This window comes from Streptomyces sp. NBC_00154 (assembly GCF_026342835.1).
Classification (GTDB): domain Bacteria; phylum Actinomycetota; class Actinomycetes; order Streptomycetales; family Streptomycetaceae; genus Streptomyces.
Genome location: NZ_JAPEMI010000002.1, coordinates 1133967 through 1148349, shown reverse-complemented (window position 1 = coordinate 1148349; position 14383 = coordinate 1133967). Strand labels below are relative to the sequence as shown.

General features: G+C 66.4%; 9 protein-coding genes and 3 pseudogenes. 4 read left to right on the top strand and 8 right to left on the bottom strand.

What is annotated here, in order from left to right; translation table 11 throughout:
• Positions 1 to 13: 13 nt before the first annotated feature.
• Together OHA03_RS41760 and OHA03_RS41755 are read left to right on the top strand one after the other, a co-directional pair.
• Entirely contained in the window at positions 14 to 2188 is a 2175-nt protein-coding gene (locus tag OHA03_RS41760) for a xanthine dehydrogenase family protein molybdopterin-binding subunit (protein WP_267009160.1), read from the top strand.
• A gap of 629 nt (positions 2189 to 2817) precedes the next feature.
• The gene (locus tag OHA03_RS41755; RefSeq protein WP_267009159.1) at positions 2818 to 3318 is read left to right on the top strand and encodes an RICIN domain-containing protein; all 501 of its coding nucleotides are present in this window, start codon (positions 2818 to 2820) and stop codon (positions 3316 to 3318) included.
• A 391-nt stretch (positions 3319 to 3709) separates the two neighbouring features.
• Here OHA03_RS41755 and OHA03_RS41750 read toward each other — a convergent pair.
• From OHA03_RS41750 to OHA03_RS41715, 8 genes and pseudogenes are all read right to left on the bottom strand, one after another.
• A pseudogene (locus OHA03_RS41750) lies at positions 3710 to 3808 on the bottom strand (IS5/IS1182 family transposase); the annotation flags it as partial.
• A gap of 67 nt (positions 3809 to 3875) precedes the next feature.
• Entirely contained in the window at positions 3876 to 4760 is an 885-nt protein-coding gene (locus OHA03_RS41745) for a fructosamine kinase family protein (protein WP_267009158.1), read from the bottom strand.
• A gap of 159 nt (positions 4761 to 4919) precedes the next feature.
• Positions 4920 to 6125, bottom strand: coding sequence for an ISAs1 family transposase (locus tag OHA03_RS41740; RefSeq protein ID WP_267007269.1), 1206 nt, complete (start codon positions 6123 to 6125; stop codon positions 4920 to 4922).
• Positions 6126 to 6263: 138 nt separating this feature from the next.
• Positions 6264 to 6501, bottom strand: a pseudogene (locus tag OHA03_RS41735) (IS630 family transposase); the annotation flags it as partial.
• A 246-nt stretch (positions 6502 to 6747) separates the two neighbouring features.
• The gene (locus OHA03_RS41730) at positions 6748 to 8247 is read right to left on the bottom strand and encodes an alpha-N-arabinofuranosidase (RefSeq protein ID WP_267009157.1); all 1500 of its coding nucleotides are present in this window, start codon (positions 8245 to 8247) and stop codon (positions 6748 to 6750) included.
• Between the two features lie 134 nt (positions 8248 to 8381).
• Complete coding sequence (locus OHA03_RS41725; RefSeq protein WP_267009156.1) at positions 8382 to 9284, bottom strand: carbohydrate ABC transporter permease; 903 nt, start codon at positions 9282 to 9284, stop codon at positions 8382 to 8384.
• Complete coding sequence (locus OHA03_RS41720; RefSeq protein WP_267009155.1) at positions 9284 to 10306, bottom strand: carbohydrate ABC transporter permease; 1023 nt, start codon at positions 10304 to 10306, stop codon at positions 9284 to 9286. The genes OHA03_RS41725 and OHA03_RS41720 overlap by 1 nt, the downstream gene beginning before the upstream one ends.
• 11 nt (positions 10307 to 10317) lie before the next feature.
• Complete coding sequence (locus tag OHA03_RS41715) at positions 10318 to 11616, bottom strand: extracellular solute-binding protein (RefSeq protein WP_267009154.1); 1299 nt, start codon at positions 11614 to 11616, stop codon at positions 10318 to 10320.
• A 672-nt stretch (positions 11617 to 12288) separates the two neighbouring features.
• Between OHA03_RS41715 and OHA03_RS41710 the strand changes: the two are divergent.
• Positions 12289 to 12417 (top strand): annotated as a pseudogene (locus OHA03_RS41710) (helix-turn-helix transcriptional regulator); the annotation flags it as partial.
• 1509 nt (positions 12418 to 13926) lie between these two features.
• Positions 13927 to 14337: a transposase gene (locus tag OHA03_RS41705; RefSeq protein WP_267009153.1), complete on the top strand. Its 411-nt coding sequence runs from the start codon at positions 13927 to 13929 to the stop codon at positions 14335 to 14337.
• Positions 14338 to 14383 lie beyond the last annotated feature (46 nt).

Sequence of the window (14383 nt, the reverse complement as noted above, 5' to 3'; positions counted from 1 at the left end):
CGGCATTCGTGGAGTGACCAGGCAGGACGGCCCCGCCAAGGTGACTGGAGCGGCGACGTACGCGGCCGACTACAACGCGGAAGGCCAGCTGTACGCGGTCCTGGTCGGCGCGACGATCACTGCTGGCCGAGTCACGGGATTCGACGTCGAGGAGGCACGGCGGGAGCCGGACGTCGTCCATGTGCTGACCGGACTGCCGGCCGTCGACGAGGCATTCGCCGCGGTGCCCAGCCCTCCGCTGGCCACCCGCTTCCTTCCCATGCAGGGAGACGTTGTCAATTACTGGGGGCAGCCCGTGGCGATGGTCCTGGCCGAGTCCCTGGAGGCGGCCGAGGGCGCTGTGCCGCGCGTGCAGGTGTCGTACGAGCGGGAGCCGTTCATCAACCCGGACACGGCGGTGTCCGTGCCACCGTCGCCGGACAGCGGCTACGGCATGCTCGACACGCAGGAGTTCCGCAAGGGCAACGCGGCCGGCGTACTCGCCGAGGCGCCCGTGCGCACGGCCGGCACCTACACGCAGCCGTCCCGGCACGGCAACCCAATGGAGCCGAGCGCGATCCTCGCCGAGTGGCACAACGGCCGGCTGACCGTCCACGACTCCGTCCAGCACGTGTACGCGGTGCGGGACGCCCTGGCCGCGGTCTTCGGCATCGCCTCCGACAAGGTGCGCGTGATCAATCCGCACACCGGCGGCGGCTTCGGCACCAAGGCGTTCATCTGGCCGCACGAGATCCTCGCCGCCCAGGCCGCCAAGGCGGCCGGCCGGCCGGTGAAGCTGGTGCTTACCCGCCAGGACATGTACAGCATCGTCGGCTACCAGCCGCTGATGGAGCACCGCGTCTTCCTGGGTGCCAACGACAGCGGCGAACTCCAAGCGGTCGTCCACGAGGTCGACAACATCACCGCCATCACTGACGACTACGTCGAGTTCGGCTCCGTGCCCGCCAAGGCGCTCTACGCCTCCCCGAACATCTCCACCAGCCAGCGGGTGCGGCGCGGCCACGTCAACCTGTCGTCGTTCATGCGCTCGCCCATCGACGGCCCTGGCACCTGGGCGCTCGGCTCCGCGATGGACGAGCTGGCGCACACCCTATCCATGGACCCGCTCACCCTGCGCCTAACCAACTACGCGGAGAGCTACCCCGCCGACGGCACGCCCTGGTCCTCGAAGAAGCTCAGGGAGGCGTACAAGGAGGGTGCCCGGCGCTTTGGCTGGTGGGACCGGCCCAAGGGCGGCACCCGGGACGGGCACTGGCTCATCGGCTGCGGCATGGCCGACTGCACACAGGGCCAGTTCCGGTTCACCTCGCAGGCTCGGGTGCGGCTGCGAGCCGATGGCACCGCGAAGGTCGAAGCCGGCTACACCGACATCGGCGCAGGTTCCACCACGATCTTCCCGCAGATCGCCGCGGAGACCCTCGGCATCGACATCCGCTCCGTCCAGGGGATCTCCGGCGACACGGAGCTGCCGTACGCCGGTCCCACTTACGGTTCGGGCACCACGTTCGCCATGGGCACCGCCGTCCACCTGGCCGCGAACGACGTGCTGCGCCGGCTCGCCGACCTGATGTCCTGGCCGGCCGAGGAGGTGCGCGCCGACTCCGGCGCCCTCATCTGGCGCGAGCAGCGCCGGTCGTACGCCGACATCCTGCATGCGGCGCAAACCGACGAGGTGGTCGGCAACGGCGAGATGGTGCTGCCCGGCGGCGCGTCCGCCGACGCGGGAGCGCCCGGTGTCGTCTCCCGCACCTTCGGCGCCATGTTCATCGAAGTCGGCGTCGACCCGGACCTCGGGCTGCTGCGGCTGCGCCGCGCGACCGGCGTCTACAGCGTGGGCGCGGTCGTCAACGAGCGCACCGCCCGCTCCCAGATGATCGGCGGACTCGTGTGGGGCTGGGGCATGGCCGCCATGGAGGCCAGCCGCTTCGAGCCGAATCTCGGCCGCTGGCTGTCCCAGGACCTCGCCGGGGTGACACTGCCGGTGAACGCCGACATCCCGCCACACATCGACATGTCCTTCGTCGACGAGTTCGACCTGCACGCCGGGCCGCTCGGCGCCAAGGGAATCGGCGAGCTGTCCGCCACCGGCATCGCGGCGGCCGTGGCCAACGCGGTGTTCGACGCAACGAATCGGCGCGTGCGGGACCTGCCGATCACACCGGAAAAGCTCCTGGACCCCCGCATGTAAGAGCCGGGCCGGGCCCGGTCGATACCAAGCCGATGGAACAGAAAGGGCTGGACCTCGCAGCCGAGGCGCTGCACGGATGGAGCATTTGGGCGAACCCCCGGTGGCGTACAAGCCAGCGCTGCAACAAGGCCAGGCTCCCATCAAGCCGCTTGGTGACCTCCGGTCTAGGGTGCGGGAACAGCAGCCGGAACAACGGTTCCCATTCCCGTACGCGCCCCAGCAGTTCCATCCTTCGCGCCTCGAGTTCGAGGCCGCTGGGTACCCAGCCCCACCTCACCGAAGTACACGATGCCGCTGGACCGGCGGTTCGGATCGACGTTCCGGATCTGCGAATCCGCGAGGACCTTCAGGAAATCCACTTCGATCAGGTCCAGGGCCGGCCGGAGGCGATCCAGGTACGGCGGCGGGCTTGTGTGGCGGCCATCTGCTGATAGTGCCGCGCGCCTCTGACAGCCCCTTCCGTGTTGGGCGGACACTTTCAGGGCTCTGACCGCAATTGCGTGAATTATCTTATGGATCACGTGCCGTCCGTGCCTCGGTCAAATACGGGTCCCGATCATGGCAATCACCTGCGACCATGTGCCGGTGCCGACTCAGGGGAGCCAGGCGACGATTGAGAGGAATCGATCATGCCCGCTTTCGGGAGAAGAATCAGGCGCGCCGTGTCGGTCATCGGGTCGGCAGTGGTGCTCGCCATGCCGCTGCCCCTGGCGATGCCGGGGACGGCCACCGCCGCTGAGACCGCAGCGACCAGCCTCGACCGGTTCGCCAACTACGAGTACAAGGAGTGCATCGAGGAGAACTCCTTTTACGATTTATGGTCCCGGGACTGCGAGATCGGCTATCCGGGTCAGTACTGGCGGTGGACCGGCACCACCAACACGTCCTCGACACTCCAGAACTACACATGGGGCCACTGCCTCGACAGCAACTCGGCCGGGGACGTCTACGCCAACGGGTGCAACGGTGGGAACAACCAGCTGTGGCAAGTCGTCCAACCCGCGGCGGGAAGTGCAGTCATGCTCCGGAACACGGCGACCCGCCTCTGCCTCTACCAGACCACTGGCGGCCTCTACCGGACGACGATGTGTGACCGCAATGCGCGCACTCAGCGGTGGACCATCGGCTGAGCGACCGGAACCTCACCGGGGGACGACGTCATACGTCGACGAGACGGCTCAGGCGGGAAAGGAATACACCTCGACGGGCTGGAACGTCGAGGTGCAGCCCAGGGCTCCGGGAAGGCGAGATCCGGGACGGTGTACCAGCCGCCGGGGCGGTCCGGAACCTACCCAACTCGGAACACCGGCGGATGAGTTTGGGATTGCTGAGGCCGCTCAACGGCTCGCGCAGAGCCGGTCTGCTGAGACCAGGACGGCCTTGAGCTGCTTTATCGCCTGTGACCGCGACTTGCCCGCAGAGCTCTTGGCCATTTGAAGATCCGGATCGTCATTACCGGCCCGTTGGCGGTCTTCGTGGTGGCTGTGGCCCGGCCGGAAAGCGCTGCCTGAAAACGGCACTCCTGAGGCGATTGATGCCGCACTCAACGGTGTGCCTTCCCTTCTGGTCGGCATTGTTGAACTCGGGCGGCCGGCCGCCGCGCCAGCCGCGTTTCTTGCGGTTGGCGGCCTGGTCGACGTTGTCCGGAACTGTGCAGCGGATCCCCCGTCGACGCGGGTAGCTGAGCTCAGGACCGCCGCCGGAACGGGGCGAGCGTGGCGTGCACGAGGGCGGCGGCGCCCCAGTCGGGGTCGAACTGGGCGATCACAGCCAGGTGCTGGCGTAGCTGGAGGATCGGCATCCGTTCGCGCCAGTCGCGGTCGAGCCCGGTCAGCTCGGCGTACAGCTCGAAGAACACATGCGCCTCGGACGGCGGCGCCGTCGTCCACAGGTGGGCCAGGTCGACCTCGGCCCACATGTACGACACGGCCGGGTCTATCAGCACGGGTTGCCCGTCGGGGGTGGCCATGACGTTCAGCGCCCACAGGTCGCCGTGCGTCAGGCACGCGGGCCTGACCGGCAGCAGCTCGGGCAGCCGGTCGCACAGCCGCTCCAGTGCCGCCCGGTCCGCGGCGTCGAGCGCGTCCTGGACGCGACGCTCGCCGAGCCAGCGCAACAGACGGTGCTGGGCGAAGAACTCGAACCCGTTGTCATCCCAGGTGTTGACCTGCCGACGACGGCCCAGCCAGTTGTCCCGGTGCCACCCGAATCGGGGGTACCGCGTGGTGGTGTGCAGGTGGGCGAGCGCATGCGCGAGCTGCTCCCAGAAGGCCTCGATGCCCGGCCGGGGCTGCAGCACGGACAGCACGAGCAGGTCGCGGTCCGCGAGGATGATCTCGGGCGTGGCGACGCCGCCCGCCGTGCGCAGCACCGTGAGCCCTTCGGCCTCCGCGGCGAAGGCGTCGTCCGACGGCGGCTCGCCGAACGCCTTGACGAACATCGACGTGCCGTCACCGCGGCGCGCGAGTCCCGCGGTCGCGGCGAGGCCTCCAGCGGCTGGCTCGACCGCGACGACGTCGGTCAGGCCGGCCGCGTGCAGGCGTTCGAGCAGGAAGGACGTCGCGTCTGTCACGGGGGTGCTCCTTTGCTGGTCACGCATCATGGCAATCAAGGCCGAGCCCCCGACGGCTCCCTCATTGAGCCCAGTGTTGCGCGGGAAATCGCGAGGGTAACTATTCCTTTGACGGCTGGCTGCCAGGGTCATTGCATGATCGAGATCTGTCTGGGTTCGTCACGTGAGACCGAGGGTTCGTAGGGGCCGGTGGTAGTCGCGGCCGGTGTGGCGGAGGGCGGCGGCGATGTTGGTCTGGCCGTCCTGGCGGAAGACGCTGATGGCGAGGTTGCGCAGGGAGGCCATGGCGCGAGGCAGGGTGCCGGTGCGGACCTTGGAGTCGTCCTCGCGGAACGTGCGGTCCCGCACGTGGTGCAGGAGGTTCTCGATTCCCCAGTGGCCTCTGATCCAGGTGGCGAGCTCGGTGCAGGTGGCGTCGAAGGCGCTCAGGCTGGTGATCAGGTAGACGCGCTCGATGGTCAGCTTCCCGGTGCTCAAGTCGCGTCGCCACCGTACGACTTGGATCGCCTGGCGGGCGCCGGGGTAGTCGAGGTGGCTGAACGCGGCGACCTTGAGCCGGCGGATCTCGTCGCGGTGGTGGGCGTGGTCGCGAGTGCGGTGCCCGAGCGGGATGTCTCGCCAGGGCAGCTTCCTGACCTGGGCGTACAGGCCCGGATGGTTCTTCTTCACGACGGCCACGTAGTGCGCGCCGCGACTGGTCAGATAGGCCCCGTGGTCGTGCTGGGTGTGCAGTGCGTCGGCGGTCACCACCGTGTTCTCCAGCTCGAGACCGTCCAGCAACGGCGCGAAGGAGGGGATCTCGTTGCTCTTGGAAGCGACCTGCCGCTGGGCCAGGACCACGCCGTGGTGGTCCATCGCCGCCAGCAGCTGGATCGCCGCGGCCGTTGCGGTTCGCGATCCGCGGACCACCTTGCCGTCGACCGCGATCACCCGTCGCACCGGCCCTTTCTCCGCCTCCGGCTCGACCGGGGGCGGCGTTCTGGCCTGCAGATACGCGCTGATCGCCGCGTCCAGCGCGTCACCGTCCACACGCTGCAGCAGGCGGCGCACGGTTGCGGCGTGCGGCACCGGCCGCAGACCGGTAAGTGGATCGGCAGCGAAGCCGAGGACGCCCAGCACATGCTGCGGGGCATCCGTGATCCACTCGCTGATCGCGATGAGCGAGCGAGCCCCGGTCAGCACCGCCGAGACGGCTGCGCACAGCAACGCGAGGGCCGGATACCGCAGTCCTCGCGCATCGCGGGGATCGGCGACCAGGATCAGGAAACGCCGCAGGTCAGCGACATCGCTTGAGGTGAGGGGATCAGTCGGGGAACCCAGTTTCTCCAGTGCGGAAGGGATGGGCGATGATGTTCGGGCAGGCACGGTCTCGCTCGGTTCTCATGGGTCTCGACAACCACATGATCACCAGCACCGTGCCTGCTCTGCTCTCCCGGGCCCCTTGCCCCACAACGGACATGACGCCACGTCACTCACGAGACCGGCGAACCGGACCAATCCCAATCACGCAATGCCCCTGGGCTGGCTGCATGGGTTGATCTTGGCGAGGTAGTCGGCGAGGGATTTGAGGATCTCGTCGGCGGTCTTGGTCCAGGTAAACGGTCTGGGCTCCTGGTTCCAGGTGTCGACCCAGGCCTTGATGTCGTCCTCGAGGGCCTTCACGGAGGTGTGGACGCCTCGCCGGATCAGCTTGTCCGTCAGCAGGCCAGCGCTCGACCTGGTTGATCCAGGACGACGAAGACCTTCACCGACCTGCGCCTGTGCGCCCCGCGATCGTCGACCACCTCACCTTCCACGGCACCATCATCGAATCCGGCCCCGGCTCCTACCTACTCAACCCACTCGGATCCCGGCGTTCGGGCCGTGAACTCCCAACAGTCGCGAGCGGGCTCGTTGAGTTGCGAACGTTCCGAGTGAGTATGCGGTGACATGATCTGGCGCCGCGACAGAAATCCGTCACGGCGTCAGATCTACTTCGTGTCGTCGCTCAGTGGAGGGCGATCGCCGTCCACGAAATCGGTGGCAGCTCGATGGTGAGCACGCCGTCGACGAGTGTCACACTCGTGTTTGCGGACGGGGTCACCCGGTGCTGCTCGGCGAGCGTGTTCTTCGCGTATACGTCGGCGTCGGCGAGCGTGACCGCCTCGACGATGCGCGACGAGCCGAGGCTGCGCACGTCGATCGTGACCTGCGCGGCCTCCCTCAGGTCGCGGTTGACGAGGAAGACTGCGGCCCGGTCCTCGTCGACGGTCGCGACGGCGTCGATGACGGATGCCTCGCCGTGGCGCGCCGTTTTGTACGTCGGCGTCTCGATCACGGGCCGGATCACCTCGCCGGAAGCGAGCCGGCTCGTGATCGAGAACGGGTAGAAGGTCGTCTGCCGCCAGGCCGGGCCGCCGGGCTCGGTCATGATCGGGGCGATCACGTTGACGAGCTGCGCGAGGGATGCCGAGGTGACGCGGTCGCTGCGCTTGAGGAGCGTCATCAGCAGGTTGCCGACGACGACGGCATCCGCCACCGTGTACATGTCCTCGAGCTGCCGAGGGGCGTAGCGCCACTTGTCGTTGACCTCCTCGGACTCCTGGTGCTCCTTGAGGTACCAGACGTTCCACTCGTCGAAGGAGACGTTGATCTTCTTGTTTGAGCGTTTCTTGTACCCCACGTGGTCGGCGGTCGCGACGACGGTGTCGATGAAGTAGTCCATGTCGATCGCCGAGGCGAGGAAGGAGCCGAGGTCGCCGTCGTGCTCCTGGTAGTAGGCGTGGCACGAGACGTAATCGACATAGTCGTAGCTGTGCTCGAGCACCGTGCGCTCCCAGTCGCCGAATGTCGGCATGCCGGACCCGGAGGAGCCGCAGACGACGAGTTCGAGGTCCTTGTCGGCCATCTTCATCGCGGCGGCGGTGCGGGCGGCGATCTTGCCGTAGTCGTCCGCCGTCATGAAGCCCGTCTGCCACGGTCCGTCCATCTCGTTGCCGAGGCACCACATGCGCACGTTGTGCGGGTCCGGCGTGCCGTTGGCGATGCGCAAGTCCGACAGCGCCGTGCCAGACGGGTGGTTGGCGTACTCGAGTAGGTCCAGGGCAGGCAGGATGCCTCGCGTGGCGACGTTGACCGCCAGCATCAGCTCGGACTCGGTGAGCTTGAGCCACTTGGCGAACTCGTCGAGGCCGACCTGGTTCGATTCGAGCGAGTGCCAGGCGAGGTCGCGGCGCACCGGGCGCTTCGCGCGCGGGCCGACCGAGTCCTCCCAGCGGAAGCCGGAGACGAAGTTGCCGCCCGGGTAGCGGATGGTCGTGCTGCCGAGCTCCCTGACGAGTTCGACGACGTCCATGCGGAACCCTTCATCGTTCGCGCTCGGGTGTTCCGGCTCGTAGAGCCCGGTGTACACGCAGCGGCCGAGGTGCTCGACGAACGAGCCGAAGGTGCGGCGTCGGACAGGAGCGATGACGGCCTGCTTGTCGAGCTCGATGTGGGCGCGAGGCAATTCAATGGTCCTTTCTGTGGGATGGCGCGGGGCGCGCCGCGGGCTGAGCGATGCCGCCGATCAGCGGCCTGCCCCTGCCGGACGTACGGCAGGGGCAGGCCTGAGACGGTCCGGTGCAGATACTGGTGCCGGTTTCAGCCCTTCACGGCGCCGGTGAGACCGCCGACGATCTTCTTCTCGAAGATCGCGAAGAAGATCAGTGCGGGGAGCATTGCGAGTGAGGTGAACGCGAGGACTCTCGCGGTGTCCACGGAGTATTGCGAGGAGAAGGCCTGGACGCCGAGCGGCAGGGTGAAGTTCGCCTGCGAGTTGAGGACGTACAGGGGCAGGACGTAGTTGTTCCAGCTGCCGATGAACCCGAGGATGCCGACCGTCACCACACCGGGCAGTGACAGCGGGATCACCATGCGGAAGAAGAATCCGAGTCGGCTTGCACCGTCGATCGCGGCGGCCTCCTCGATCTCGTTCGGAATGGCTCTGAGGAACGGCACCAGGATGATGACGGTCGTCGGCAGGCCGAAGGCGATCTGCGGGACGATCACGCCGAACAGGTTATCGACGAGGCCGAGTTCCTTGATGACGATGTACAGCGGGGTGATCGCGATGACCATCGGAAACATCAGGCCGGCGGCGAACAGGGAATACATCGCGCCCTTGAGCTTGAAGTCGTAGCGCGCGAGCACGAAGCTCACCATCAGGCCGAGGACGACGGTGCCGACGGTGCTCACGAGCGCGACGATGATGGAGTTCGCGAATTCACCCCAGAACGTCACCGACTTCAGGACGCTGATGTAGTTGCTGACGACCCAGGGGTGCGGTAGGGCGGCCGGGCTCGTGCTGATCTGCGAGTTGGTGCGGAATCCGCCGAGCACGATGTAGAGCACCGGCGCGATGCAGACCCCGATGAAGAGCAGCGCGATGAAGTAGGTGAAGGGATTCCCCCACTTCTGCGGCTTGTCACGATTGCCGCGACGGCCGATGGGCGCATTCGGCGCCGCGGCGGAGGAAAACCAGGAGTTGCCCGTTGTCGCGCTCATCAGATGGCTCCTTCGGTGACGGCACCCTGGAGGTCGCGGCGCAGGACGAAGCGCTGGTAGATCAGCGCGACGACGAGCGAGATCAGGAACATGACGACCGCGATGGCGCTGCCGTAGCCGTAGTTGCCCGCGTTGCGGCCCTGGGCGACCATGTAGATCGCCATGGTCGAGGTGCCCGCGGTGCCCGCGACGTATGGACCCCAGATGATGTAGACGAGGTCGAACAACTGCAGCGAGCCGATGATCGACAGGAACGCCCAGATGCGGATCGTCGGCCCCAGCAGGGGCAGCGTGATGCGGCGCTGGATCTGCCAGTAGGAGGCGCCGTCGATCTGAGCGGCCTCGAAGAGCTCCTCGGGGATCGACTGCAGGCCGGCGAGCATCAGAATCACCGCGAAGCCGATGTACTTCCACGAGATGATGCCCATCAGCGTCCAGATGGCCAGCTTCGGGTTGGAGAGCCACTCAGCCTGCAGGAAGCCCAGGCCCATGTGCTGCAGCAGGTCGTTGACGGCGCCGCTGCTCTGGAGCATCAGGCTCCAGCCGGTGCCGACGATGACCTCGGAGATGACGTACGGGACGAAGATCAGGACGCGGATGATCGAGCGACCGCGGATCTTCTGGTTGAGCAGGAGCGCGAGGATGATCGCCAGCGGGCCCTGGATGACCAGTGAGAGCACCAGGATCAGGCCGTTGTGCCACAGAACTTGCTGGAACGCGGGGTCGGTGAGGATCAGCTTGTAGTTGTTAAGGCCGACCCAGTCGGTGGGCGCTCCGTAGCCGTGCCACCGGTAGAAGCCGTAGAACGCAGCGAGCGCCACCGGGAAGATCACGAAGGCCAAGAACATAATGATCGCGGGTCCGGACAGGACCGCGATCTCGAGTCGCATCTTGGCACGGCTGCGGCGGCGCGCAGCCGCTCGCAGCGAAGCCGGGGACGCGGACTCGGCCGCGCCCCCGACTCCAGGCGTGCCCTGCGACTGGCGGCCGGTGGCCGTGTCAGTACCCAGGGTGTTGCTCATCGTCTGCTTACTCAGCCCTTCGCGGCGGCAGCGTTGGTGTCCTTGGCGATGTCGGCAGCGGTGCCCTTGCCGGCCAGCAGGTTCACGACGGCGGTGTTCATGGCGTTGCCGACGTTCTGGCCGTACTCGGTGTCAAGGAACATCATGGAGTAGGCCGCCTTGTTGAAGGCTTGCAGTGCCGAGACGTTGAAGGGGTCGGTGACGACCTCCTGGGCGTCCTTGTTCACCGGGATCGTGAAGAAGGCCTTGGAGTAGGCCTCCTGCTGGTCCTCGGTCACAAGCCACTCGAGGAAGTCAAGGGCCTCCTTCGGTGCGTTCTTTGACAGCGAGTATCCGTCGAGACCACCCATGATGGCGGTCGGGTCGCCCTGGCCACCGGCCACGGCAGGGAAGGGGAACCAGCCCAGGTCGGGAAGCGGCTTCTGGTTCTTGGTCAAGCCGGCGATCACACCGGGGTTCCAGTTGCCCATGAGCTCCATGGCCGCCTTGTGGTTCGCGAGCATGCCCGCCGACGACCCGGCGCCCTGCTGCGACGAGGTCGTCAGGAAACCCTTCTGGAAGGGGTCGACCTTCAGGAACGAAGCCAGGTCGTCGCCGGCCTTGGTCCAGCACGGATCGGTGAACTCGAGCGACTTGGCAGTCTTCTTCATGGTGTCCTGGCTGCACGCGCGCAGGGCGAAGTTGTAGTACCAGTGCGCAGCCGGCCAGGCGTCCTTGGCACCGACCGCGATCGGCGCGACCTTGATCGCCTTCAGCTTCGCGACATCGGCCTCGAGCTCGTCCATCGTCGTCGGCGTCGAGGTGATGCCAGCCCGCTGGAACAGGTCCTTGCTGTAGTAGATGCCCTCGGGCTGGGTGTCGAGCGGCATCGCGTAGACCTTGCCGTCGATCGAATAGCCCGCGACACCTGCCGCGCCTGCATTTGCCTTGTCGGTGTCGGTGAGGTTCAGCGCCTGGAGCTGGCCGGCGTTGACCATGGCCTGCATCTTGCCGCCACCGCGCTGCAGGAAGATGTCCGGGGCGGAGTTCGAGTTGAGCGCGGTCTGCAGCTTGCCGTCGAGGTCCTCGTTCTGGACCGCCTGGATCTTGACCGTGACGTTCGGGTGCAGCGAGTGGTATGCCTTCGCCGCCGTCTTCCAGTACTCCGCACCGGGCCCGGGCTGCGCGTTCTCCCAGACGGTCAACGTGACCTTGCCATCGGACGAACCGCTGCTGCCGTTGCCGTCGCTGCCGCCGGCGCAGCCGGTGGCAACGAGTGCGATGCCCAAGCCGATCGCGACAGCCGTCGCGCTGCGTGTTTTCCTCGTCATCGTGGAAGTCCCTGATCTATCGTAATTGACACAATTGGTGCGAAGTGGCAGGACGGCCGTGGCAACAGTGAGGGTCGGGCACGTACGCGAAGTAGTGACGATCACTGCAACCCTGCTTTCCGGCTCCGGGCATGCGCGTGTGGACGTGCCAGGTGGACGGGTGTGACCGTATGGAGTCGTGTCCATTACGGGGAGGTGCCGATCGGTGGAGAGTATGCGCTCGGTGCAGAGCGGCAGTCAATGAATCATTTCCGAAAGTTCACCGAAACTTATGAATGATCGTCAGGGTTGACTACCGAAACATTTCGACGCCCTCCACCGATCGCGCCCGTCCGCTTTCGTCCGCGCTGCGCAATCCCTTGACGTCTCGTCAGTCGGACCTTACGGTCACGAAAACATTCGCAGATGTGTCGCAACTTTCCGGACGGCCGACCACCAGCCGATCCGTAGCAAACCGGGGCAAAGGGAGAGGAGGAGCCCCGTACCGGTCCAGCGGGGCGTGCTCCGGACCGTCGTGATCTTCGTCAGGCAGTGCTGCGGTACTCAGGGATCAGCCCGCTGAGGACGTCGTGGCGATGGACGCGCTGCGCGGGTAAGGGAATGACGTCCGGGTCGTCGGCAAGGGCCCGGTGCCGCCTTCCGGTTTCTTTGCACCGACCGCACACTGACGTGGCCTTCTACCGTCTGCGCGCCCGCGGCCAGGCACCCCGAATGATCAAACTGCCCAATGGCGAACTCCGCTGCCGCCGAACGGATTTGGATGCCTGGTGGGCTGCGTGCAAGAGCGCTTCTGAAATTTGACGATGAGTTACAACCTCCGATTCCGCGACACGCGCCAGCGCCCTGGTCGGCTGAGCCGGTTCCAAGTTGGGAACGAACGTCAGGAAAACACGCGCCGTACTCTGGCCGACGCCTTTGGCGCGATCGCGCCTGCGCTGGTCCAACCCAGCGCGTCATACCTCGAGCCGCGGGTACTGAGACGTGCCCTGTATTCGTGGGCGTTCAACAAGAACGCGTGGGACCAAGAACCAGTCGAAGAGTGGCAGAAGGATTTGGACTGGATCACTGGAACTCCCTGCCCGTGAGTGCGCTTGCGGAAGCCGACGTGTTGCGACGAGCGGCTTGATGCGCTGGGTCGCAAGTTGGACGGCAAGGCCGCTGCGGCAATAACGGCACGGCGGAAGCGGGCTGCACTCAGCGAAGTGCTCAACACGGCAGTTGAAAAAGGGTACTTCGCGGAGAACCCTCTCAACGGGATCAGGTGAAACACCCCGGCAGTCAACGAGGAGGTGGACCCGGCGGCGGTCCCCAATCCGGCTCAGGCGGCCCGGCTTCTCACAGGACCTGGACATCAACCACCCGCGCGCTGCACGCTGCCTGCCGGGTCTCGGTGAACTCTCCGCCGTCACCGAGAGCCGGCGCGGCCACTTCACAGTCCAGGTCGCGGTCGCGGTGCCCCGGTACCGGCCACCCTGCCCTGGGACGGCTGGCCTGTCGCGGCGGTTCTTTCGTGAAGTGCTTATAGACAGTCCGGCACCTGTCCCTGCGTACCGCCCGCTGGCGTCGTCGATCTCTGGGAACGGTGTGTCGATGGGTTCCGGCGTCAGTTGGTGATCACTCGGCTCGTGATTGTCGAGCAGAAGTGACACCGCTGCGCGTGGGGTGCGGCGAAGAAAAGGGAAGGCGGGAACCGATGGGGCGTTGGCAGGATGCCCGGATTCACGGGTACTACCTGCGTTTTCCTGCCGACCTTCCAAGCGCGGAAAGGCGTGTGGTGCTGCGCCTGCAGGTCCGCCGGTTCGTCTGCGCGGACACCTCCTGCGGACGGCAGACCTTCGTTGAGCAGATCCCCGGACTGACCCGCCGTCACGGTCAGCGGACTGAGCCACTGCGTTCGGCCTTGGCCAAGGTGGGTCTCGCCTTTGGCTGGCCGCGCCGGCGCCCGCCTTGCGGTCTTCGGTATCTCCGTCAGCCGCAGCACGGTACTTCGGCTGGTCATGCGATGCCTGACCCTCAACCGTCGGCCCCGCGAGCGGTGGGCATCGACGAGTACGCGATGCGCAAGGGCCGTGTCTACGGGATTGTGCTGGTCGACGTCGAAACCGGCAGAGCGGTGGATCCGCTGCAGATCTCTTCCAAGGGCAGTGGCAAAACCGCAGGACGAAGCTCGACAACTTCAAGCCGTACTTGCACGAGCGGTGGGCCGAGGGCTGCACGAACGCCTGGACCCTCTGGAAGGAGATCCAGACCCACGAATACTCAGATGGATACGGGGCCGTCCGTGCATACCTTCGTCCCTTCCGGGACGCAGTGCCTGGGGGTCGACCGCCATCTCCCAGGACTGTTGCCGGGTGGATCCTGACCCATCCCGACGCGCTTCCGGAGAACGAGCGAATCAAGCTCAAGTCCGTTCTGACCCACTGCCCCGAACTGGACGCCCTCGCCGGGCACGTCCGCTTCTTCGGGCAGATGATCACCCAGCTCCAGGGAGAACGGCTCCCCGAGTGGATAGAGGCGGTCCGAGCCGACGACCTGCCCAGTCTGCACACCTTTACCAACGGCCTCGCACGCGACCTCGCAGCCGTCACGGCCGGCCTGACCCTTCCCTGGAGCTCAGGCGTCGTGGAAGGCCACGTCAACCGCATCAAAATGATCAAGCGGCAGATGTATGGACGCGCTGGCTTCAAGCTCCTGCGCAAGCGGGTACTGCTTGCCTCGTGACCTCACCGTCGGTGGCCAGTGCGAGGATTCCCGGACGGCCACGCGA

Bases quoted from the DNA above. Each gene is read 5' to 3' on its own strand.
- OHA03_RS41755 (WP_267009159.1), top strand. From the start codon at position 2,818: ATGCCCGCTTTCGGGAGAAGAATCAGGCGCGCCGTGTCGGTCATCGGG.
- OHA03_RS41725 (WP_267009156.1), bottom strand. From the start codon at position 9,284: ATGAGCGCGACAACGGGCAACTCCTGGTTTTCCTCCGCCGCGGCGCCG.
- OHA03_RS41720 (WP_267009155.1), bottom strand. From the start codon at position 10,306: ATGAGCAACACCCTGGGTACTGACACGGCCACCGGCCGCCAGTCGCAG.
- OHA03_RS41715 (WP_267009154.1), bottom strand. From the start codon at position 11,616: ATGACGAGGAAAACACGCAGCGCGACGGCTGTCGCGATCGGCTTGGGC.